The following is a 21,716-nucleotide window of genomic DNA, read 5'->3' on the forward strand; positions in this document are numbered from 1 at the left end:
CCACCGGTGATTGGTTTTAGCACCTATGAACCGACATCCGCCGTATTTAACAGGAAATAGAACTGAATAAAGTTTTCACCCCAGCCCGCTTCCTGCGGTGACCCTGACCCAAAATCCTGCTCCATTCAGAAACAGAATTCCGGCATGATAATGACTCCCCTGAACGGAGGATGTGCCGATGAAAAAGTCACGATTCACCGAAGAGCAGATTGTTTTGCCCTGAAGCAGGCTGAACTGGGTACGTCCGTACCGGATGTCTGTCGCAAGCTGGGTTTTTCTGCCGCCGACATAACGCTTCGCGTATTTGCTGGATCATCAATACAAAGCCCTGGCCGCAGGGGTTCACCTGGCCAGACTGGATTAATGGTTTGCCAGTTCGAAAACTTGCCATTGCTGCGGATACAAAATGCCGGATATGCCATAGCATAAGTTCATCTGGCAGTGCCTCTCTTACAATGCTGAACATGACCACGATATAAACGCGGAACTCAACATTCAACTCAAGGGTGTAACAGAACTACAGGGGCGGGACTCGTCGAGAGGCCAGAGTAAATCCGTCATACAGGCGGTTGCGGCCTAGGAAGTGGGAAGACTTGCCGTTTATGATGGGGAGTAGTCACATAAGTGTATCGCCCGACGGTCTTTATCTCGGATAAGGTCTTGCAGCCCTTCTTCTCTGTTTCTGCCCAGAAACCACTGTGTCCTGTTCAATAAGCTGATCACTGCTTTGGAAGATATAATGCCCATTCAGTAAAATGCATCGCCAGGCCACTAGTGATATCCGGGTCAGAGTCCTAATATAAAATTATTATTTCATCCAATAGTTCAGCTCTACAGCGCAAATCGAAGCCGGTGAAACTGTCATTTCAACGCTAGGTCGGCTGTTTTCGCCAGAACAAATTGGAACAATATAAACAGTTGAGTTCTTTTCTGGATATTGAGATTGCCCATCCTTTACTACATGCCCACCAAGGGCATTTTTGGAACATACGGCTCCAGTTGCGCTCATGTTTCCAGGATTAATGCCGCATTTCTCCCTATATACAGCTATCCAGGACTTACCATCAATTTTGGGATCATCGGTTGAGCCAATGACATTCCAAAACTTCTGCCCGTTATTCCAGGTTGTTATATTTTTGTATGTTGACCTAATTTTTAGGTCAGTAGGCTGTACAGTTTTAGTATCATTGGTTGTTTGAATTTCATGTGTAGTTAAGTTTGAATCGGTGGTATTACCTCTCGTACTACAACCCGTGATTATAATAATCGCCATAAGCGTGGATAGAAATTTAATTTTCATATTACCCTCATGCATTATGTACTTATTCATATTTAAGAAAACGAGAACAGGAAAAGGTAAATCCTGATCTCGTTCTTAAGATTTAATCGCTATGTAAGAAAATGAAGAGCAGATACATTATGCATTGGTTTATTCTGATTTTTTATATTGATAACTATTTGAAGGAGATGAGTTATTAAAAATCCCATCAAAAAATGAATCCGTATCTTTGATTGATTTACCTTCATATTTATCCAGGAATTCGTCAACTTTTTTCTTGAATTCCATATTGCTCATGTACTCTTCAATTTTAAAAGTGCCACCAACAGTATTTACACCAAAGTTAAGGTTAACCTCATTGTATGATGCGCAGGATGTCGATATGCTCTTTTGCTCTTGTTTAAAATATGTTCCATACACAAGAAAACTTGGCTTATAAAATACGTTACCACTTGAGTCTTTGAATAGATCATGGGTTGAGTACGCATACAGATAATTATAGTCAGCTTGAGTTTTGCTCATTTGTGCACTGAGCCCATTGCCGAAACCCTTAAGGAAATCGGCAAAGGCTGTGACATTCCCTGCGATAACGTTGCATGCAAATTCAATAACATTCTTGGCTACTTCAATGCCCTGCACTGATGTGTTTAGGCTTTTGTCACCTGAAACAGGATCAGTAAAAAATGCAGAGATAAGAGACTGTGTTACTACTTTCCATTGATCGTACTTATATTTATCCTCACTATTCGGGGCCTTTTTATTAACGGCTGCACTGGCAATGCCAACAAATCGTTCCATTAATACGCGGCCGACCTTCACCTGTTCTTTTAGACTCTCAGGGGCATCATTAAATTGATAGGTTTGGTATTGGACTGCCCCGTCCGCTGAAAGCCCTGGAACTAGGGGCTGCTCTTCAGTCAGTGAATCAACTCCTTTTAAACCGTAAATTTCACTAAAATAATCGTTTGCTGCTTGCACCGCATTTTTATCGAACATGGTAGACTCCTATAATATAAAAATCATTCCTAGACACAAAAAAAATGATATAAAGTAATTTTTTTGAGCATAGGCGGTAAGGGGTGATGCTATCTTACATGGGTAATAAATTTTCCAAAATATTAACCATCCAAGTCTGGTAAGATTTTACGCTGTAAAAAAATTGTGAATTTATGAGAACATTACAATTTTTAAAACTTTTATAGCTATAAACCGCGACTGTATTAACTTATGCAATTGTCTAATTTTTCATCGAAGAATAATTGGCGCAAATTTTAATATATCAATATTCTTTGCGACATTTCATTTCAAAACTAAGCGTGCTGAATACAGCTTCTTTCACAACTCCAATGCAGGTATATAAATCAATCTGAAAACATTCTGTCTTGGAAACATATAAAATAATTTTTACTCATCAATCCATACGATAGTCTCTATCGGAGGTTAAATAATCGCTTCAAAATTTATAATATAAGAGTTTATATCCAATATTTTTTTATACAACCCTCATTTTTATTCAAAAAAACAAGTTACATTTTCTTTTAATTAATTGAAATTATTGAATTATTTAAATGGTTCCATTAATCAAACATCTACATAACTTATTGATACACAACAGTAATAATTAAGGGAAGTTTATAAAAATACCTGCCTGCATTCAGATTTAAATTTCGATACTCTTTTTTTTTCGATCTAATAAGCTACTAAATAATCATTTCAAGAATAATCTACTGTACGAGAACTTTGCTTTGTGGATCATGACAGGTCACGATAGCTGACTCATATGAAGATTTCGGTCATTTGAATAAATCGAACTTTTGGCCTTATTCAGGATCAGATCGATCTTCTACGCGCGGAACACCAGATTTTTCCGGTTGAGCAGTTTTATGCCATCAACTCGCAGAACTGCATGGCCGCCCTTTTCCACACAACTCTGATAGGGCATGACCTGCCCCCAGTATTAGATACAACCGTCAGTTAGTAATGTCGATTTCTTTACCTTCACATTCTCCATTCCGCCACCGTACTGCAAACTCTGATAGCGTCTGATAATTCAGTGCTGAATGCGTACGACACTCGTTATAATCCTGCCGCCAGACATTAATGGTTTTCCTGGCGTGAACGATAACTTTGAACCAGTGCTCATTCAGACATTCATCGCGAAAGCGACCGTTAAAACTCTCAATAAATCCGTTCTGCGTTGGCTTGCTGGGCTGGATTAGCCGCAGCTCCACGCCATGCTCATAAGTCCACTGGTCAAGTGCTCTACAGGTAAACTCCGGTCCCTGGTCAGTTCTTATCGTCGCCGGATAGCCGCGAAACAGCGCAATGCTGTCCAGAATACGCGTGACCTGTACGCCTGAAATCCCAAAGGTAACAGTGACTGTCAGGCATTCCTTCGTGAAGTCATCGACGCAGGTAAGGCACTTGATCATGCGACCAAGGGCCAGTGCATCTATGACGAAATCCATCGACCAGGTCAGATTGGGCGCCACCGGGCGTAGCAGCGGCAGACGTTCTGTTGCCAGCCTTTTACGACGTCGCTGCGTTTAACGCCCAGCTCGTTCAGATGATAAAGGCGGTACACGCTCTTGTTATTAACATGAAGCCCTCCACGGCGTAGTAACTGCCAGATGCTGCGGTAGCCTAAACCCTTGCGCTCCAGTGTCAGCTCAGTGATGCGCCCTGAAAAATGCGCATCAGCAGTTGTACGCTGAGCGTCATAGCGGCAGGTCGACAGGGACAAACCTGTGAGTCTGTAGGCAAGAAGTTGCGACAGACCAGTCGTATCACACATCAACACTACGGCTTCCCGCCTCTGGTCTGTCGTCAGTACTTTTGGCCCAGAGCCACCTGAAGCGCCTCCTTATCAAGCATGGCTTTGGCAAGCAGCTTCTTGAGTCTGGTGTTCTCTTCCTCAAGCGACTTGAGGCGCTTAACCTCAGGCCCCTCCATACTTCTTACGCCAGGTGTAAAACGTGGCATCAGAAATAGCGTGCTTGCGGCAGAGTTCACGGGCGGATACACCAGCTTCGGCTTCGCGGAGAATACTGATGATCTGTTCGTCGGAAAAACGCTTCTTCGTGGGATGTCCTCATGTGACTTACGAAGACATTACTAACATCGGGGAGCAGGTCAGGAGACATCTTCTGTTTTAAAAATTTATTGGCCTGGTAGAGTTCCAGAACTGATTTGTTCTACATTACTTCCCGTTACGACGAACATTCAGTTTTAGTAGACAGTACATCGAAATTTCTAAACTTATTCTTATCTCGTTTTTCACTTTTCCACAGGCTAGATCCAATAATAAGATCCTATATAGATCATATAATAGATCAAAAGAGATCCCCGTACCTTCGCAAGCCGGGTTCTATAAGGCCTGAAGGCACATTGCTAACCACTATGACAAGTGATCTAACCACTGTAAAGAGCATAACATCCGCTATAGACAGTATTCTAACTTCGCTGGTGAGTGGCACAAAACCACTACAGTGAGTAAATCAGCAATTGAGCTGTGGATAGTGTTCTTGCAAAGTGACTTTAATAATTTGCTGAAATCTTGAAATAATTCTTAAGGTAATTGATGTGGTCAAATTAATGTTCACAGTTTAATCACAGGGCGGGTTCTCGTCTGTGATCACTGCGCGGATCTTTATCCACAAACTTAACGCTCTGTTTTTAAAGTTATCCTATGCTTCGATCCAATAATAAGATCCTTATAGAACCTATAAGACCCAAAGAGATCCCCGCCCCTCTGCAGGCCTTGTCATATCTGGGAAAAATGAAGATCGTTAACCGCTGTAATCAGTAAAACAACCACTGTGAAAAGCAAACTAACCACTATGACCTGTGGTAAAACCGCTATAGTGAGTGTTACTATCCACTGTATTGTGTATTACGAGTCTCTTATCCACATTCCTTGTGAGAGCTGATAATGTCCGAAAATGAGCCTAAAAACATAGAGATAGCGAAGGCTTTCTCTGAAACCGATAAGCGAACGGGTGAACTTGTTACTCTGGTTCCTAACAGCAATAACACTGTTCAGCCTGTAGCATTGATGCGGTTGGGCTTATTTGTACCCACTTTGAAGTCTACTGCCCGAGGCCGTAAGGGTCAGATGAACTCAATGGATGTCACTTCTGAGCTGAAGCAGCTTTCGATCGTGAAGTCTGAAGGATATGAGAACATTAAGATCACCGGTGCACGGCTTGATATGGACAACGATTTCAAGACCTGGGTTGGGATCATCCATGCTTTTGCAAAGCATAAGGTCCTGGGAGACTCTGTATACCTGCCTTTCGTTGAGTTCGCTAAATTATGTGGCATTCCCTCAGCACGCTCCTCAGCGAAGCTCAGGGCGCGTCTGGAAGCCTCTCTTGAGCGTATCGCAACTAACACCTTGTCTTTTTCGAACAAAGAGGGGGACTATTACGTTACTCACCTTGTTCAGTCAGCAAAATACAGCCCGAAGAAGGACGCCGTAGAGCTGCAGGCAGATCCGAAGATTTTTGAACTGTACCAGTTCGATAAAAAAGTTCTTCTCCAGCTTCGTGCCATCAATGAACTTTCCCGCAAAGAGTCTGCTCAGGCTCTCTATACGTTCATCGAAAGTCTTCCGACAGATCCCGCTCCGATTTCTATGTCCCGCCTGCGTGCTCGTCTTAATCTGACATCACGAGCCATCACACAGAACGCAACTGTTCGTAAGGCGATGGAACAACTTAAGGCTATCGGCTATCTCGATTATACGGAGGTAAAACGTGGCAAAGCCGTATACTTCTGTATCCACTATAGGCGGCCAAAATTGAGACCGGCTCAGATCCCTACGGGTATTGGTGACGATGTCTATGATGTCCTGGACGATGAACATATCATTGATGTCCCCGCTGAGAAGGATAGCGATTCGGCAGCGCCGCGTGAGATGGTTATGCTGACCAAAGAAGAGCTTGAGTTGCTTGAACAACTTCGCCAGGCTAAGAAATAGTTTCATTACCCTGTCATTCCCTGAAGCCGAAAGTCTGCTGAAAGTTGATAGCAGGCTTTTTCCTTAACCACTGTGGTAAGCAAGCCAACCACTGTAGTGAGCAGACTATCCACTGCAAACAGCAAGCCGGGCATTATAAAATTCAGCTAACCACTGTCGTCAGTAATCTCTACTCACTGTAGTGGTTATTTACTTATTTCGACATTACCCCCCTAGTAGTCACTAACCCGCAATCCTATATAGCCGCTGAGTCAGTGGTCACTAACTTATTACGATCTGTCGCTATTTGCTCTTTGTAGTGGTTAATACTCATCATAGTGGTCGTTACTGACTACAGTGGTTTTCTACTCACTCTAGTGGATATCACTCGCTGTAGTGGTTGGTACTTACCATAGTGGATATATGCCCACTCAAAGAGAATGCTCTCTATAGTGGATGTGTAAAATGCCTTACTGTAGGTAAGCGATTGTTGTAGGGGGGATTTGAGACACTGTCACTTCTGCTGTGATATTCGTGAAACACTCCTTATGAGATCTCTTAGGCATTGTGTCTGGCACTTATCCTCAAAACGGTTTGATCCACTATTTTGGGCGCTTAGCCGTGCCGCTATTTGAAATCCTCTCAGCATGTGTACCGTCTATACTTAGAATTCCAACTGAGGGCTCTTTTATGTGTGGACGATTTACCCAGTACGAACCGCGTTCTCACTATATCGATGTGCTTTCCCCTGACAGAGAATTCGCAGGCGGCATCGATGACATCCCTATTGGCCGTTATAACGTCGCTCCCGGGACGCGTGTGCTCATACTCAATCAACGCGATGATAAAATCTTTCTCGATCCTGTTAACTGGGGGTATCAGCCCGCCTGGGCAAAAGAATCAAAGCGCCCACCGATGATTAACGCGCGTGTAGAGACAGTGGCAACGAGCAGGATGTTCAGACCCCTGTTCGAACATGGACGCGCGTTAGTGATGGCCGATGGCTGGTATGAATGGAAAAAAGACCCGGCTGATCCGAAAATTAAACAACCTTACTTCCTCTACCATAAATCGCATTCTCCCTTATTTTTCGCTGCGATAAGTCGTTTTCACCCTGATGCCTTAGAGGTCCCGGATGATGATGGCTTTGTTATCGTCACAGCTGCGAGCGACGAAGGGCTACTGGATATCCATGACCGCCGGCCACTGGTATTAGAGCCCTCAGATGCACTGGAATGGTTAGACTGCGATACTTCCCCGCAGCGCGCTCTTGAGATTGCGCAGATGCAATCGGAACCTCCTTCTGAATTTCAATGGCATCCGGTGAATAAAAAAGTTGGTAGCATACGAAATAATGGTTCCGAGCTAATCGAGCCTGTTGGGGATCCAAGAATTTAAAGTTTGACGCGCATGAGTTCACTGAAGCGTGTTGTATATGCTGGAGAGAGCATCTGACGCTTCATTTCCCAGGATTTTTGCATGCCCTGGCCAGCGAACCACACCCGCCCTTTCCCGCTATGATTGATTCCATCGAGAACCGCCATGAGTTGCTCACTATTTGAGCGTGGCTGGTACTCATCGAAAAGACCCAACTGGGCGACACCCTGACTGTAAAAATCCCCCAGCATCACGCCGCATTTCTGAAAGCGATGGCCATCTTGCCAGATTGCATCCAGACATTTAGTTGCCGCAGCCACGATATCCCTGCTGTCCTGAGTCGGTATCTGAAGCTTGGTTCCCGCCGTTTTACCGTAATAGACTTCATTGACAGCAAAAGGACTTGTTTTGATGAATGCAGAGATATGCCGGCAGTATTGATCCTCACCCCGGAGTTTCTCTGCAGCACGCACGGCATGACTACATATCGCTTCGCGCATCAGATCATATTCTGATACACGATCACCGAATGACCTTGAGCAAACGATTTGTTGTTTGGTCGGTGCGAACTCTTCCAGTTCTAAACACGGTTCTCCACGGAGCTCCCTTACCGTACGTTCAAGCACAATGTTGAAGTGCTTACGGATCAGGGGAGTTGGGGTATCTGCAAGCTGCAGGGCAGTTTTAATCCCCATATCATTTAACTTTTTCGAAATCCTGCGTCCAACACCCCAGACTTCACCGACTTCAACGAGAGCCATCAGTTTTAGTTGACGTGCCGCCAGCGAAAGGTCAACAACGCCACCCGTCTTTGTCCATTTTTTTGCGCTGTAATTGGCTAATTTTGCTAAAGTTTTGGTGGGTGCAATGCCGACACCTACAGTGAGTCCGGTCCACTGGAGAACTTTGGCTCGCACTTCCCTTCCGAACTCCTCCAGATCCTTGCAGTTACTGACTCCCTGCAAATTCATGAATGCCTCATCAATGCTGTATATTTCTACAGCCGGAGACATTTCCTCTAACACCGTCATTACCCGTGTGCTCATATCTGCATAGAGCGCGTAGTTACTGCTGAATGTCACGATCTTATGCTGCTCGAAAAGCGCCCGCATCTTGAAGAACGGATCGCCCATCTTGATACCGAGTTTTTTTGCTTCGGCGCTGCGGGCAATTACGCAACCATCGTTGTTGCTTAAAACCACGACAGGTCTTCCTTTCAGGTCAGGCCTGAAAACAGTTTCACAGCTCGCATAAAAACTGTTTACATCAGCCAGGGCGAACATTACTGAAATCCGTTGATGCTGAAAGTCACCACGCCAAACACTTCCAGTTCATCTCCACCGTCATGCAACACGATGGGAGGAAAGTCCGGATTCATTGGCACCAGCTGAACAACCGGGTGTAAGCAGAGGCGCTTAACAGTGTATTCACCTGCAAGTGAAGCAATGATGATATCGCCGTGCTTTGCCTGCAGGCTCCTGTCCACAACAAGCATCGAACCTTCGTAAATACCCGCATCAACCATACTCATCCCTGTGGCCATCACGAAATAAGTAGCGGCCGGATGATTTATACAGAGCTCGTTTAAATCAATGCCCTTCTCAATATAATCCTGAGCCGGCGAGGGAAATCCAGCCTGAACTTTATCTTGAAAGAAAGGAGTCAGCAGCTTCAAAGGCTCAGGTGTTGGGTAAAAGACATTCATGATTGATACTCACTAAATACTGTTTATGCATACAGTATAGTCATGGGCTCTTTAGCTTGTGAAGGGCTGATGCTTAGAAAAGTCTTAGGCTCCTGATCGGCAAGGAAACAAAAATTGTGCCCCCTACTCCTCTAGTTCCCAACGTTTCTTCTGTCTTACTTTAAATATGTTTGGAATATGACGAAGCTTTTTCTCACTGATGGAGTCATGGGGGATTAAATTAAAGCGGTATTTCTTACGCATGCATACGGAGGGTTCTTGTTGATGAAATGTAGCACTTGATGCTGGGAAGTACTCTCTGCCGGCAATGTTCTGGTTAGAATCTCGCGGTTCGACTTAATTTTCTCTAAGCCCACAGTAAGCGGGCAGGGCTAAAGTCTGCAATTGGTTTATAGTTAACTGTATGTTTATAAAGTCTTAATTTTTCTCGGTTGCGAAGTTACGCCGTAACTATTGTTTATTGAAAAAGCAAGCTATATGAATAAGTATTACTTCATACATAATAATTACTCGATAATACTTCACATATATATTTTATGAGTTATCATTTAGGAAATGCTACTTTCGATATCACAGGTGACAAATGATCACGATTATTGGATGCAATAAAGGCGGTGCTGCCAAAACAACAACGGCCATCAATCTGGCAGTTGGTCTGGCTCTTCGTGGAGAGGACGTTTGTCTTGTCGATGCTGATGTTCAGCGTTCCGCTTCCAGATGGTATGCAGAGCGCGAAGCCTCAGGTATCACTCCATCCATTACCCTGATTGAAAAACGAGACAACATTTCCCAAACGCTGAGAAGTCTGGATGAAAAGTTTGCTCATGTCATCGTGGACGTCGCGGGACGCAACAGCCGGGAGTTGATCACGGGGGGGACCGTTGCCCATCAGATTATCGCGCCCCACCAGTGTTCACAGTTAGACCTGGATACTATGGTTGAACTGCAGCAGCAGCTGGAAAGTATGCGCGATTTGAATCCTGAGCTTAAGGCCTACTGCTATCAAAGTATGGCGACGACTAATCCGCTGTTGCAGGGTAACGAACGATATGAGTTTCTGGAGTATGTGCGTGAGTTTGAAGGGCTCATTCCTTTGACCGCCACAGCATGTTACCGAAAGGTTTACCGTGATGTTATGTCAGAAGGTAAATCAGTACTCGAGACATCTAACGAAAAAGCCAAGGCAGAAGTTCTGGCATTGCTGAATGAGGTATTTTAATGGCCTTAAAGAAACCCCCATTTTCAAATCGCCGAGTCGTAACAGAAGCTGAAGCTGATGCTCTGGCTAACAGACTGGCCGACCGCCCTTATGGTGACGAAAAAGTTGTTGCTGAACCTGCGCAGGAAATTCTGACAAGGACAACTATCTCTTTACCTCAGAACACGCTGCGAGAGATTGAAGATCTTGCCCTGCATAATAAGCGTAATGGTATTAGCCCGAAAAGCGTAAGTGCAATCATTCGTGATGCCCTGGATACTTACCTTCAAAAGGTTTGATACCAAGCGGCATTGGTAACCAAGCGGCTACCAATGCCGTTTTCACCAATCTCATACATTTCCTTAGCCACCGAGTTCCTTATTGCCTTCTCTCCTTTCCAACGTCTCCCATTGAGATCAACGTTTCAAGAACACTCTCAATCCAAGGTATCGGAATCATTTCTGAGTGGGTTTAATCATTATTAGATAATAAGTATTAAGTAATAAATCACACTTAACACTGCCCTCCTGTGGCTTAGATTATTTGTGAAATACCAAGTGTGAAATGTGATTTTCGTGGGTTTTAAGCTCAGGCATAGCAAACTATATTACTGAATAAATGATATCTCATACTTCATACTTCATAAGTGACACATCCTATCGATTACTGCACTTCTCCGAAAAACGTTGAAGGCATGCCCGTCTTTGTATGATTTTCTCAGAGTGTATGTCACAACACATAAGTGTGAAGTATTAGTTGTTACTTAATCAATTCTTTATTGTTTAGACGCTATCCGCAATTCATACCTATGCAATATGAATTATTACATCATACTTCCTAACTCCTAACTCCTAACTCCTAACTCCTAACTCCTAACTCCTCAGTGACATTTACCATTAGCTTGAAAGGATACTTATCCATAGAGAACAGCGTGGGAGACATTGGGAAGTCGAGTGTCTATGCAAGCATGCTGATAGAGAGGTATTAAAAGTTCAAAAGTGTTATTTATGAATTCACAATTCATAATTCATGCATGTGATTAATGCGTGGTGTCGGGTTGATTCTATGACGGGGGGCGTGTGCGTGAGGTAGAGCTTATGAACATGGTTAACATGTTAATGAATGATAATACTTACTACTTCATAATTATTATTTATGATCAAAAGTATAACTATCTTTATTACGTAGTACTTCATTGTTCATAATTCATACTTAATACTTACTATTTAACATTTAATGTTTTTTAAAGTTCTCTGTGGTGTTTTGCTGAGAGAATAAAATGCGTTCAGATAATGCATGAGGAAGTTCAGGCGAATTACAGTAAACGGCGCGATAGGCATTGCTGAGGTTGGTTCTTTTTGAACAGAGTTTCATTCATATACATATATAAGTAAATTGCAGTTTCGGAAAATCAGGGGCAGGGCGTCACCTTCGGCCCGGCTGTCGTGAACAGAGCCAGGCTGCCTGTCTCTGCCCTTCGGGCTTCCATCCTGACGCAAAACCACGCTTACAGCGGCCAACGGCCGCGCCGCTTCACTGGCCTGCGGTAAAGCAGCAGGCCGCTGTCGGGCAACGGCGATTCGCTGCCGCTCGTCGTCGTTGCGGTGGTATCCGCTACGTCCATCTATGGTGTCGTCTCTCCAGTTAAGCCCCTCTCGCCGGGGCTGACCAAAACACAGCCGCTGTCGTCCGTCTAGGGTAAATAAACGCCCTCAAAACTTTTCCTCGTACCTCCGAAAACTTTCGTGTTCGCCCCGGACGTTCGCCCTCGTCGGTGTTTTTTTACGCCCTTGCGGCGGAGGAACTCAACTGGAGATGTGGTAACACCCAGCCAGAAATCCAGCCGGATACCACAAAACGTCAAGGTCGCGACAAAGCGAATCTTACCGAAGATATGGGCTAAAAGCCCTGAAAGATAAGGAGAGTCATCATGGCAGAACGTGGAATTAACAAAGTCATCATCGTGGGTAATTTAGGTCAGGCACCGGAAATCCGTTACATGCCAAACGGCGGCGCGGTCGCCAGTCTGACGCTGGCCACGTCCGAAAACTGGCGTGACAAAGCCACCGGCGAGCAGCGCGAAAGAACCGAGTGGCACCGTGTGGTCGTGTTCGGAAAGCTTGCTGAGATAGCCGGTGAATACCTGACCAAGGGCGCAAAAGTCTACATCGAAGGTCAGTTGCAGACCCGCAAATGGCAGGACGCGCAGGGCATCGACCGTTACACCACGGAAATTGTGGTCAAGGCAAACGGCACGATGCAGATGCTGGGCAGCGCACAGGGCAACCGTCAGTCGGGTGACGCAGCGGGTTCACAGGCACCGGCAAATGCGCCGTCTCATTCCGGTGAGCCTGCCGTTGACCCGAAACCAGCAAAAGCCACGCGCGGCAAAAAATCCACCAAAACGGCACCGGCGCAGCAATCCGCACCGCAGGGGGGAGAATTCCCGCCGGTTGATTTTGACGATGATATCCCGTTCTGAAGATGACCTTAGACATTAACCGCCCCGTATTTGCGGGGTATCACAAGGAGTACCGAGTTATGGAAAACCACGATCACGTTCTGCTGCCGGAAGACACTTTTACCCGCCAACAGGCTGAAGCCGTTGCAGATGCTTACGAGAATATCGCCATCGAGGACGATCAGGGCACGCATTTTCGCATTGTCGTTCGCATTGACCGGCAGATGGTGTGGCGGGCGTGGGATTTTGAGCCTGAAGCAGGGGCTGGTCTTAACAGATACATCATCAGATGTGGTGTGAGAAAGCAGTAAGGCAGTGAAGTGAGGTGCCGGACGGGGAAAACGTCCGGCAGACAAAATCAAAACTTACGAGGTATCAATTATGTCAGTAGCCGAGTCTAAAGCAGTTTCTAAAGCGAGTAAATCCACAAAACGTCCTAAAAATACCGCCGTTAACGATGCCGTTGAGCAGGCGCTGGCGAATACGCCGGTCCAGATGGTGCCGTTCAGCCAGCTGTCTCTGTCTCCGCTGAATGTGCGTAAAGCAGAGCCGGATGCGGCAAAATTGCAGGAACTGGCCGGCAGCATCAGAGCCGTGGGCGTGTTGCATAACCTTATTGTTCACCGCCTGCCTGATGGCCAGCTGGGTGTCGCCGCCGGTGGACGCCGTTTTCGTGCGCTAAGTATCCTGCTGAACGAGGGGGCGATCGCACCGGATTACGCCGTGCCGGTGAAAACCATCAGCGATGACGTGGCAGAGGTGGTATCAGCCATCGAGAACTTCCAGCACGAAAGCATGCATCCGGCTGACCAGATTATGGCGTTCGCCCGCATCAGTGCCAGCGGCAAAACGGCAGCAGAAATCGGTGGCCTGATGGGGTACAGCACCCAACACGTCCAGAAATTCCTGCGCCTTGCAGGGATGGCACCGGCACTGCTTGCTGAACTGGCTGAAGACAAAATCAACGTCGATCAGCTGCAGGCGCTGTCTGCCTCTGAAGACCACGAACGCCAGCTGGACGTCTGGAAAAATGCCTATGGTTATTATCGCAACCCGAAAGAGCTGCGTGAGTCAGTGCTGAGGGGGGAAGTCTCCGCTGAAGGTCACCGTCTGCTGGAGTTCGTCGGACGTGACGCCTACGAACAGGCGGGCGGCGGGTTCCGCTACGACCTGTTCACCGACGAAGGGTTTATCACGGATACAGTGCTTCTCGATACATTAACCCGCCAGAAACTCACCGAAGTCGCAGACGGTATCGCACAGGCCGAGGGCTGGAAATGGTCAGAGGGGCGCGCTGAGGGCATCAGCACCTACGGCGACGACGCGCAAAAATACCTGTTACTCAACCTGCCCCACGGTGAACTGACCCCCCCGGAAAGTGCGCGGTTTGAAGCGCTGGATAAGCAGTTGGAGGCATTATCTGAGCAGGACGACAGCGATGACGCAGACCACGACGCGCTGGAACAGGCCGCTGACGCCTGTCAGGCCGAAATGTCTGCCATCGAACAAAACGCTGAGAACCGCGCATGGACTGACGATGTGCGTGCTAACGGCGGGGTGGTGGCTTCCCTGCGTGGTAACGTTATCAGCGTGCGCCGTGGCGTGATGCTGCGAAGCGATATCCCTGAAGTCGAGAAAAAAGCCGGTGTGAACAATACCATTGCCAGCATCCGCACTGAAGACAGCACACCGGAAGTGCCGCAGGCGAAACCGTTGTCGGCTGTACTGGCAAAAAGCCTCTCCAGTGAAAGAACGCTGGCAGTACAGGCTGCACTGGCAGAACAACCGCAAATGGCTTTGGTGATTTTTGTCCATGACTGCCTGAAATCCACTTTCGACCACCGGTCTTATAACCCGTCGACCCTCAAAGTAACACTGCATGCCAAAACCGGACTGATGCTCGACAATGCGCCGACGTCTGCCGACGGTCTGGCCATGCAGCACCTCACTGCGATGCACGACGCGTGGCAGAAACTGCTGCCACAGGACTGGCATAAAAGCTGGGACTGGCTGCTGACGTGGGACACGCAGGCGCTGATTAACGTAATGGGCTATTGCCTTGCCAGAACGCTCGACGGTGCGTCAGAACGTCTCAGCGACAAAGATGGCAAGGCGGGTAAAGACCTCGAGCCGGTGGAAAACCTGCTGGGCTTCACGCTGCGTGACTGGTGGCTGCCGACCAAGGCGAATTTTTTCGGGCGTATCAGCAAAGAGCAGATTTCTGACAGCCTGTCTCAGGCAGGTCTGGGCGGTGCATCGCGCGACGTTCTTAAGATGAAGAAAGCCGATGCGGCTGAACTGGCTGAAGAGAAAATCCTGCTGACCAGCTGGGTACCTGACTGTCTGCTGCCGGTCGCTGCCCCAATCGCGTTACCGGAAAGTGACGCGGTCACTGCGACTGATGCCGGAGGGCCGGAAACCGACGCAGAAGCCACCGCAAACGCCTCTGAATCTGACAACATTGCCGCCTGACAGGAGATGCCGCTTCGCAAGGGGCGGCAGTAACGACATGACCCGATTGAATGAATTATCGTTTGCCGAGTTACACACGATGAACGGCAGTGAGCTGGAGCAGTACGCAGAGCGCGGTGAGGCTTCCCGTAGCGACCTGAGCCGTGGCATTGTCCACCAGCTGCACCTGTCCGATAACTGGCTGTGCGACATGGAGCACCGCTGCGAGTTTGGTGCCGGTGCGCCGGTAAATATCAGGCTGAGCATGAAATCTCACCCACCGGTTGTGGTTTGCCTGACCAGCAGCAGCGACGATGTGCCTTACTGGCAGGTGAGCCTGCCTTTTGACTGCGGGGCATCGGTGGCGTGGCTTTGCTGCAGCGAAACGTTTGAGCCTGCGCTGATTTTTGATGCCCTGCGCACACTAGAAACGCTGGTTGCCACCGGACTGAACACCCCTGAGCAACTGGCTGCGGCGCTGCGAAAAACTGGGGGTGCAGTATGATCCCTCGTCACCTTTCGTTAGTGCCCGTGAACCCGTTTCAGGCTGCTGCGCTGCAGGCCATCATTGATGTGGAGGACGGTAGGCGTCGGCGGGGACAATATCCTTATGCCGTGGCGTTGCTCCGCCAGCTGCGCGGCGGGGAGGCCGGTGCTATTACCGCTACCGATGTGAAACGCGCCGCGCTGAACTACAACCCCAAAGACCGGGCCGGTGAACCGAAAGAACGCTATCTGGCGGCGCTCGATAAACTGGTTGAAAGTCGTGGTGACGTTTGCCCGCTGCCGCTGTCGGGCTGTGCCGTCAGCCAGTATTTTCCTCAAACCGGCTATCGCCTGAGTGAACGTCAGCACCGCCGCTGGGATGTCAGCGACAGCCGCAGGGAAAAACAGCAGGAAAAGGAACGCCAGCAGAAGCGCAGGCGCTATCAGACTGCTGTGGCACAGGCAGAAATTGAGCTGGCGTTTATCACGCCGTCAGCACTGACCGCATGGTACAAACGGCAGGAAAAACGGGGCATCTACGATGACGACCTGACGGATATGTTAGCGGCGTGGAGCGGGCGGTTTACCGGCCTGCAGGACAAGGCGTTTTGTTCGGGGCAGCCGCTGTGGGCGATCCTCGATGAGATGAACGGCGAACTGTCACAACGTTCGGCGGCTCAGCAGTGGCTCGATACTCAGTTGTTGCCTAACCGGCTCGCTACAAATCGCTAAAACAGGTTTGCTGAAGAAATCTGCGTTCCTTCAATATCCTTAGAATGTAAAATCATTCTCAGAGTGTAAGACGCACCAACACAAGAGCGCATGAGAGATATGACGCCATAATTTTGATAAAGGAAATTATCATGCTCGTATTAATAGTTATTTTAAATTTACTCGCAGTAATTTATTGCAGCATTCAGTATCGGAAGTCTGGAAAAAATTATTTATATGTAGTTGGCGCAATCGTTTTAACTTTAATTACATTGACTTATAGATTGGTTGGCATCATCTAACATTCCATCTTCCCCATTAAATGCCGTGGCTTTCGCTGCGGCATTTTTGTTTTCCTCACGCCCTTTCTCGCAGCTTGCATCGGCTAATGCCGCGCCGCTGGCACAGTTCCCGCCAGGGCGGGAACGTTAATGATGTCGCGTTGCTCCTCATGCGTTGTTCCTGGTCATTCCGGTTGTATTTCTTCTGCCTATTTGTCGCGGCTTGATCTCTCAAAAAGTTAGCGCCAACCCCGTGCCCGCACTGTAGACGTGCCGCCTCTCTTCAAAGGGGTCGTTAACCTGCCTTGTCACCCGGTCACCGGTATTCACGGCGCATTCAGCCCGTTCATACCGCCGCTGCGGCTTCCGCGTCAGCCCTTTTTTGCTCGGCTTGTGGCACGTCTGTCGTGGGGGCACGGCGCCGGCCGGTTCCGGCTCTCTATGTGAGTAACGCTATGTCCCGATATATGCAGGGTGACTGTCAGCAGGTCATGTCCAAATTTCCGCGCCGTTCGGTTGATTTCATCCTCACCGATCCGCCGTACCTTGTCGGTTTTACTGACCGTTCCGGGCGGTCTATTGCCAATGATAAACAGGGTGACTGGTTGCTTCCGGTCAGCCGCGAGATGTTCCGTGTGCTTAAAAATGACAGTCTGGCGGTCAGCTTTTACGGCTGGAACAGGGTTGATCAGTTTATGGCCGCGTGGAAAGCCGCCGGTTTTCGCGTCGTAGGCCACATCGTATTCACCAAAGCCTACTCGTCAAAATCGGCATTTGTCGGCTATCGCCATGAAAGCGCCTACGTGCTGGCCAAAGGCCGCCCGCCGCTACCGGAAAATCCGCTGCCTGACGTGATGCCGTGGGCGTATTCCGGCAACCGCTACCACCCGACCGAAAAGCCGGTTTCCGCGCTGCGGCCGCTGATCGAGTCCTTCACGCAGCCCGGCGACATTGTACTCGACCCGTTTGGTGGCAGTGGTTCCACCTGCGTCGCGGCGGCGCAGTGCGGGCGCCGGTGGATTGGAATCGAACTCTTAGAGGAATACCACGCGGCGGGATTACGTCGTCTTACAGAGTTTCAGTGTGGGCGCCCTGCGGCACCGGTTTCAGTCTCACAGCAATACGGGAGCATGGCATGAGCAACTATCAGAATAATATCGACCTGCGGGTGGACGTGGCGGCGCTGGCTAATGCGACTTTTGAGTTACGCGAACAGTTCCGGGCGTTTGAGAAAAAATACTTCTGGGGTAGTGAAGAGTTGACGCAGCGCCTTGCCGGACAAGTGATCAACCAACTCAACGCGCAAATACTGGAAATCTATAAACAGATGAACGAACTCGACCACGGCTTCAAAGACTGACCGTTGCAAGCATGGCCCCGCACGGCGGGGCTATAGCCTGTATCCGATGTTTGCCAGGGCGAACGTTAACGGCCATTGAACAGGCGCTGCCGTGGCTACGCCACTGCGGCCGCCCGTTCATTTCGAGGGGGTAGTGCATATTCCGGGATATATAGGCTGATGCTGGTTTCTGTTTGTATGCCGGGTATGCGTTGGCTGTGTTTTCATTCTCCTGCTGTGCCTGCTGTGCCTGCTGTGCCTGCTGTGCCTGCTGTGCCTGCTGTGCCTGCTGTGCCTCTGATGACTCCTCTGTTTCTTCCTCCTGTGCTGATTGTCTTGTAAAAGCTGTTCGGGCTGGGCGTCACCCTGCGGGCACGGCTGTCATGCTGCGCACAGAGCCAGCAAGCTGTCTCTGCCCTTGCGGGCTTTGCCCGCGGGTTTCCATCCTGACGCAACATCAACACCCCGCTTGCAGCGGCCAGATGGCCGCGCCGCTGTCACTGCCGGTAATAAAGCCACCGGCGCTAAGGACGCCACGCCTTACGTCGTGTCGGGTGTGTGCATTCGCTCCTGTCCGGTGTGGTCATCACGGTTCCGTTATCGCGCGGGGGCTGGAACGTAGTGCTGTCTGTGTTCAAAAACAAGGGAGGATAAATGCCGCAAGCGGCCCCTTGTTTATTGCCCCCATCCATCCCAACGTCGTCCCTGCCGCGAGATAACAGACCGTTAGATGATTTTTCACTTACAGGAGAAAACCCGGATGCACACACATAACATCAACGTCAAAACCGCCACAAGAAAAACGCCCGAAAGATGTGGGCAAACCACGTCTCTGCGCATGGACGGCTTTATTACCGACATTTCGTCTTCCCATCCGTTTGATGTGATCCGCGCTGACGTGGTGCTGTCTCGTCTTGAAGATCAGGCAAATGCGGGCTGCGGAATGCATTACGAAATTTATGAGTCCCGCCTTATTAGCAGTGCATTAGATCACCTGTGCCGCCTGCCGATGAAAGACCGTCCGGTATTTATCGGCGCGGCAGACCGCAAAGGGATCACGCTGACGTGGGCGCAGGAAGAACGCAGTCAGGCGGCTTACCGTGAAGTAATGGCTGAGATTGCAGCAGAGCAGGAATAAGGAAAAACAATGATCACATACATCACCGACCAGAGAGAAGGGGAGCCGGATATTTTAACGCCGGTTCGGCATGACCCCCTGATTATCAGGACGCTCGGCGGGATTGAGATATTGCGACAAAAAGCACCACAGGACGGCTGGACGCATGACCTGTTAACCACTGTTCAGCCGGATGATAGTGGTGAAGGCTCAGAAGCCTATTTAGGCGCTTCATGGGTTGGATCAACAGAAGTGTAGTACGAATGGCGGGATCGTCCCGTCATTAAAATCAAGGAGAAACACCATGTATACACCTGAAATCACCACCGGCAGTGCGGGAGAAAACCGGTTTGAATGGAACGCAGCGGCGGAGGCGGCCTACTGGCAGCAGTGTGAAAAAATCGCCTATACGGACGTGTCAGAAATCACCCTGACGGTATTTATGGACGCGATTGCGCTGATGTACCCGAAAGATTGGCAAGGGGACGCACACTGTGAGTCATTCAAACTGGCTGAAATGGTGTGCGGAGACGTCACGGACATTTACGCCAAGATTGGGGAGCGTTATTTCACGTTCCGTGATAAGGCAACCATGCTGCATGAGGCGATTATCCGCCGGATCACTAAGGAGGTGTTAAGTAAGGAAGAGACGTACCAGAAATGAAAAAAGCAGACTTTCGTCTGCTCTCTCGTGCCGGTTTATCCCTTGGAAAGCTAGACCGGCTATCAATATCCGATTGGAGTTAACACTATGAATATCGACGCACAGATAATTGCATCGTCCGCGTTGTTTGTAAAGTCTGAGACGGCAAAAAAGCACCTGCGCATTGTGCGGGAACCGCTCAACAGTCAGGACATCACCGTACAGCTCAAGGCATTGGGGCGTCACATCGAGAAATGTCAGCGTAAACGCCAGTCCGTCAGGGTGCCCGCGATGCGAGTCAGTGAACTCGGGCAGGTATTGCGCACGCTGGAACTGAAACGGGCTTATGCCTGATGACCTTTGCCGCCCTGCGGGGCGGCAATTTACTGACTTTCAAGAGGTGAGCAATGCCGAATAAACTGATTTTTAAAGCGGAAACGCTGGCACCTGTCATTCAGGACGTGAATAAAAATGCGTGTGAGTTGTGGTTTCTGGCTGATGACGGCATTTACCTGACAGCGTCAACCGCAACCTTTATCCGGAAAAAACGCAATATCTGTTATGCCGAAGGGTTTGATCCGGATTTATGGGACGACGCAGGGGCGCATTTTGACGCGATTGATAGCGTACTGGGTAATGGCGACATGTGGGAAAGCTTAAATTTGCAGCCAGAAATGCTGGATGCCCTGATGACCGGCAGGGCGGATCTGGCGATTGAGGTCACGGACAGCGGCTTTATATTTACAGCCCGCCAGCGGGATACGGAGGAAAAATCATGCTAAACGGACAGATTAGTGCGTTAGCCGATTTGGAAATCAACGGACAGCGGGCGGGGGAGGTGATCCCGTCCGTGGCGATTGACCGTATTCTTGCCCTGCGGGAAAACGGCCTGAAACAGTACGCCGAAGCGCTGGACAAGCTTAACTCTGCCCGCAAGTTGCTGTTAGCCGCCACCGGCGGGGAGTATCTCTATGGTTTTGAAGTCTGCGTGAAGGATGCGGTGAGCTGGGCAGACCAACCGGAGCGGGCAGAAAAGGCCATCAAAAAGAGCGTAGACGGCAAAATCTGGCACCGGCTGATGAGTGAAACCGGCATGTTTACGTTGATGAGCGGTAAGCAGCGTGACGAATGGGACAGGCAGACAGACGGTGTAGACATGCCGGAAATCACGCTGGATACGGTGCTGGCAACGTTTGATCAGTTGCATACCCACAAAAATGACACGTTCGAACAGGGCGTGATTGACGTGTTCCGCTCGCTGTCATGGGATTACCGGACAAATAACCCGTGCAAATTTGGGAAAAAAATCATCGTGTCGCGCCTGTTTAATACTTACAGCAGCGGCTATATCACCTTTTCGATTTCAGGGCGTTCAACGCTCGACGATCTGGCGAAAGTTTTCTATCTGCTGGAAGGGCGGAACGTGCCGGATCATCGGATTTCCGAAGGGGCGAAGTTCAGCGACCACTACCAGCGGGAAGGTTTTTCCGGCAATGCCTACGAAGGGGAATATTTTTCCCTGCGGTATTTCAAAAAGGGTACGGCGCATATCACATTTAACCGGCCTGAGCTGGTAGACCGGATGAATGAGATTGTTGCCCGTTATTATCCGTCGATGTTGCCTGCAAGAGTGTAGGCCGGTGCGCTGGCGGGGAATTCTCCGCCATATTTTGGCCGCGCGAAAAGCTCTTGCAGGTCACTGCTGCGG

At 49.0% G+C, this 21,716-nt stretch carries 21 protein-coding genes and 2 pseudogenes; 18 read left to right on the forward strand and 5 right to left on the reverse strand.

The features are described 5' to 3' along the window. Positions 1-316: 316 nt before the first annotated feature. Positions 317-580 (forward strand): annotated as a pseudogene (locus tag CWS43_RS27635) (zinc ribbon domain-containing protein); the annotation flags it as partial. Positions 581-808: 228 nt separating this feature from the next. Here CWS43_RS27635 and CWS43_RS23480 read toward each other — a convergent pair. From CWS43_RS23480 to CWS43_RS23490, 3 genes and pseudogenes are all read right to left on the reverse strand, one after another. After that, on the reverse strand, positions 809-1,300 hold the full coding sequence (locus tag CWS43_RS23480) for a hypothetical protein (RefSeq protein ID WP_157825430.1): 492 nt from the start codon (positions 1,298-1,300) through the stop codon (positions 809-811). A 129-nt stretch (positions 1,301-1,429) separates the two neighbouring features. Then, complete coding sequence (locus CWS43_RS23485) at positions 1,430-2,275, reverse strand: hypothetical protein (protein WP_101079538.1); 846 nt, start codon at positions 2,273-2,275, stop codon at positions 1,430-1,432. 974 nt (positions 2,276-3,249) lie between these two features. After that, positions 3,250-4,334: pseudogene (locus tag CWS43_RS23490) on the reverse strand (IS3 family transposase). An 876-nt stretch (positions 4,335-5,210) separates the two neighbouring features. Here CWS43_RS23490 and CWS43_RS23495 point away from each other — a divergent pair. Next, the gene (locus CWS43_RS23495) at positions 5,211-6,260 is read left to right on the forward strand and encodes a RepB family plasmid replication initiator protein (RefSeq protein ID WP_101079540.1); all 1,050 of its coding nucleotides are present in this window, start codon (positions 5,211-5,213) and stop codon (positions 6,258-6,260) included. Between the two features lie 669 nt (positions 6,261-6,929). Continuing rightward, the gene (locus tag CWS43_RS23500; RefSeq protein WP_101079542.1) at positions 6,930-7,637 is read left to right on the forward strand and encodes an SOS response-associated peptidase family protein; all 708 of its coding nucleotides are present in this window, start codon (positions 6,930-6,932) and stop codon (positions 7,635-7,637) included. On the opposite strand, the gene CWS43_RS23505 is transcribed toward CWS43_RS23500, so the two are convergent. Further along, positions 7,634-8,899 carry a Y-family DNA polymerase gene (locus tag CWS43_RS23505; protein WP_101079544.1) on the reverse strand — a complete coding sequence of 422 codons (1,266 nt, stop codon included), beginning with the start codon at positions 8,897-8,899 and terminating at the stop codon, positions 7,634-7,636. The genes CWS43_RS23500 and CWS43_RS23505 overlap by 4 nt on opposite strands. Then, a complete protein-coding gene (umuD, locus tag CWS43_RS23510) occupies positions 8,899-9,321 on the reverse strand; it encodes a translesion error-prone DNA polymerase V autoproteolytic subunit (RefSeq protein ID WP_101079546.1) in 423 nt (140 codons plus the stop codon). The genes CWS43_RS23505 and umuD overlap by 1 nt, the downstream gene beginning before the upstream one ends. A 583-nt stretch (positions 9,322-9,904) precedes the next feature. Here umuD and CWS43_RS23515 point away from each other — a divergent pair. From CWS43_RS23515 to CWS43_RS23585, 15 genes are all read left to right on the forward strand, one after another. Next, the gene (locus tag CWS43_RS23515) at positions 9,905-10,540 is read left to right on the forward strand and encodes an AAA family ATPase (protein ID WP_101079548.1); all 636 of its coding nucleotides are present in this window, start codon (positions 9,905-9,907) and stop codon (positions 10,538-10,540) included. Next, positions 10,540-10,818 (forward strand): hypothetical protein, encoded by a 279-nt coding sequence (locus CWS43_RS23520; RefSeq protein ID WP_101079550.1) that lies wholly within the window; start codon positions 10,540-10,542, stop codon positions 10,816-10,818. Before CWS43_RS23515 ends, CWS43_RS23520 begins: the two co-directional genes overlap by 1 nt. A 1,631-nt stretch (positions 10,819-12,449) precedes the next feature. Continuing rightward, positions 12,450-13,001: a single-stranded DNA-binding protein gene (gene ssb / locus CWS43_RS23525; protein WP_101079552.1), complete on the forward strand. Its 552-nt coding sequence runs from the start codon at positions 12,450-12,452 to the stop codon at positions 12,999-13,001. A gap of 59 nt (positions 13,002-13,060) precedes the next feature. Continuing rightward, positions 13,061-13,291: a DUF905 family protein gene (locus CWS43_RS23530; RefSeq protein WP_101079554.1), complete on the forward strand. Its 231-nt coding sequence runs from the start codon at positions 13,061-13,063 to the stop codon at positions 13,289-13,291. Between the two features lie 70 nt (positions 13,292-13,361). Next, positions 13,362-15,452 carry a ParB/RepB/Spo0J family partition protein gene (locus tag CWS43_RS23535; protein WP_101079557.1) on the forward strand — a complete coding sequence of 697 codons (2,091 nt, stop codon included), beginning with the start codon at positions 13,362-13,364 and terminating at the stop codon, positions 15,450-15,452. 37 nt (positions 15,453-15,489) lie between these two features. Then, entirely contained in the window at positions 15,490-15,936 is a 447-nt protein-coding gene (locus CWS43_RS23540) for a conjugation system SOS inhibitor PsiB family protein (protein ID WP_101079559.1), read from the forward strand. Then, positions 15,933-16,649 carry a plasmid SOS inhibition protein A gene (locus tag CWS43_RS23545; RefSeq protein WP_101079561.1) on the forward strand — a complete coding sequence of 239 codons (717 nt, stop codon included), beginning with the start codon at positions 15,933-15,935 and terminating at the stop codon, positions 16,647-16,649. Before CWS43_RS23540 ends, CWS43_RS23545 begins: the two co-directional genes overlap by 4 nt. A 715-nt stretch (positions 16,650-17,364) precedes the next feature. Next, positions 17,365-18,048, forward strand: coding sequence for a DNA methyltransferase (locus tag CWS43_RS23550; protein WP_101079563.1), 684 nt, complete (start codon positions 17,365-17,367; stop codon positions 18,046-18,048). Then, positions 18,045-18,269 carry a hypothetical protein gene (locus tag CWS43_RS23555; RefSeq protein ID WP_101079565.1) on the forward strand — a complete coding sequence of 75 codons (225 nt, stop codon included), beginning with the start codon at positions 18,045-18,047 and terminating at the stop codon, positions 18,267-18,269. The genes CWS43_RS23550 and CWS43_RS23555 overlap by 4 nt, the downstream gene beginning before the upstream one ends. 739 nt (positions 18,270-19,008) lie before the next feature. After that, entirely contained in the window at positions 19,009-19,386 is a 378-nt protein-coding gene (locus CWS43_RS23560) for a hypothetical protein (RefSeq protein ID WP_101079567.1), read from the forward strand. Positions 19,387-19,395: 9 nt separating this feature from the next. Further along, positions 19,396-19,623, forward strand: coding sequence for a hypothetical protein (locus CWS43_RS23565; protein WP_101079569.1), 228 nt, complete (start codon positions 19,396-19,398; stop codon positions 19,621-19,623). Positions 19,624-19,669: 46 nt separating this feature from the next. Further along, positions 19,670-20,029 carry a hypothetical protein gene (locus CWS43_RS23570; protein WP_101079571.1) on the forward strand — a complete coding sequence of 120 codons (360 nt, stop codon included), beginning with the start codon at positions 19,670-19,672 and terminating at the stop codon, positions 20,027-20,029. Positions 20,030-20,116: 87 nt separating this feature from the next. Continuing rightward, positions 20,117-20,362 carry a hypothetical protein gene (locus CWS43_RS23575; RefSeq protein WP_101079573.1) on the forward strand — a complete coding sequence of 82 codons (246 nt, stop codon included), beginning with the start codon at positions 20,117-20,119 and terminating at the stop codon, positions 20,360-20,362. Positions 20,363-20,415: 53 nt separating this feature from the next. Next, positions 20,416-20,790: a DUF3085 domain-containing protein gene (locus tag CWS43_RS23580; RefSeq protein ID WP_101079574.1), complete on the forward strand. Its 375-nt coding sequence runs from the start codon at positions 20,416-20,418 to the stop codon at positions 20,788-20,790. Next, on the forward strand, positions 20,784-21,644 hold the full coding sequence (locus CWS43_RS23585) for a DUF4942 domain-containing protein (protein WP_101079576.1): 861 nt from the start codon (positions 20,784-20,786) through the stop codon (positions 21,642-21,644). The genes CWS43_RS23580 and CWS43_RS23585 overlap by 7 nt, the downstream gene beginning before the upstream one ends. Positions 21,645-21,716: the final 72 nt, after the last annotated feature.

This window comes from Rahnella sp. AA, from assembly GCF_002834385.1.
Lineage (GTDB): Bacteria > Pseudomonadota > Gammaproteobacteria > Enterobacterales > Enterobacteriaceae > Rahnella.

Excerpts from the sequence above, each read along its gene's own strand:
- CWS43_RS23520 (WP_101079550.1), top strand. The coding sequence starts at position 10,540 with ATGGCCTTAAAGAAACCCCCATTTTCAAATCGCCGAGTCGTAACAGAA.
- CWS43_RS23495 (WP_101079540.1), top strand. The coding sequence starts at position 5,211 with ATGTCCGAAAATGAGCCTAAAAACATAGAGATAGCGAAGGCTTTCTCT.
- CWS43_RS23585 (WP_101079576.1), top strand. The coding sequence starts at position 20,784 with ATGCTAAACGGACAGATTAGTGCGTTAGCCGATTTGGAAATCAACGGA.
- CWS43_RS23565 (WP_101079569.1), top strand. The coding sequence starts at position 19,396 with ATGATCACATACATCACCGACCAGAGAGAAGGGGAGCCGGATATTTTA.
- CWS43_RS23545 (WP_101079561.1), top strand. The coding sequence starts at position 15,933 with ATGATCCCTCGTCACCTTTCGTTAGTGCCCGTGAACCCGTTTCAGGCT.
- umuD (WP_101079546.1), bottom strand. The coding sequence starts at position 9,321 with ATGAATGTCTTTTACCCAACACCTGAGCCTTTGAAGCTGCTGACTCCT.
- CWS43_RS23485 (WP_101079538.1), bottom strand. The coding sequence starts at position 2,275 with ATGTTCGATAAAAATGCGGTGCAAGCAGCAAACGATTATTTTAGTGAA.
- CWS43_RS23530 (WP_101079554.1), top strand. The coding sequence starts at position 13,061 with ATGGAAAACCACGATCACGTTCTGCTGCCGGAAGACACTTTTACCCGC.
- CWS43_RS23535 (WP_101079557.1), top strand. The coding sequence starts at position 13,362 with ATGTCAGTAGCCGAGTCTAAAGCAGTTTCTAAAGCGAGTAAATCCACA.
- CWS43_RS23505 (WP_101079544.1), bottom strand. The coding sequence starts at position 8,899 with ATGTTCGCCCTGGCTGATGTAAACAGTTTTTATGCGAGCTGTGAAACT.
- ssb (WP_101079552.1), top strand. The coding sequence starts at position 12,450 with ATGGCAGAACGTGGAATTAACAAAGTCATCATCGTGGGTAATTTAGGT.
- CWS43_RS23500 (WP_101079542.1), top strand. The coding sequence starts at position 6,930 with ATGTGTGGACGATTTACCCAGTACGAACCGCGTTCTCACTATATCGAT.
- CWS43_RS23480 (WP_157825430.1), bottom strand. The coding sequence starts at position 1,300 with ATGAAAATTAAATTTCTATCCACGCTTATGGCGATTATTATAATCACG.
- CWS43_RS23550 (WP_101079563.1), top strand. The coding sequence starts at position 17,365 with ATGTCCCGATATATGCAGGGTGACTGTCAGCAGGTCATGTCCAAATTT.
- CWS43_RS23575 (WP_101079573.1), top strand. The coding sequence starts at position 20,117 with ATGAATATCGACGCACAGATAATTGCATCGTCCGCGTTGTTTGTAAAG.
- CWS43_RS23515 (WP_101079548.1), top strand. The coding sequence starts at position 9,905 with ATGATCACGATTATTGGATGCAATAAAGGCGGTGCTGCCAAAACAACA.
- CWS43_RS23580 (WP_101079574.1), top strand. The coding sequence starts at position 20,416 with ATGCCGAATAAACTGATTTTTAAAGCGGAAACGCTGGCACCTGTCATT.
- CWS43_RS23540 (WP_101079559.1), top strand. The coding sequence starts at position 15,490 with ATGACCCGATTGAATGAATTATCGTTTGCCGAGTTACACACGATGAAC.
- CWS43_RS23555 (WP_101079565.1), top strand. The coding sequence starts at position 18,045 with ATGAGCAACTATCAGAATAATATCGACCTGCGGGTGGACGTGGCGGCG.
- CWS43_RS23560 (WP_101079567.1), top strand. The coding sequence starts at position 19,009 with ATGCACACACATAACATCAACGTCAAAACCGCCACAAGAAAAACGCCC.
- CWS43_RS23570 (WP_101079571.1), top strand. The coding sequence starts at position 19,670 with ATGTATACACCTGAAATCACCACCGGCAGTGCGGGAGAAAACCGGTTT.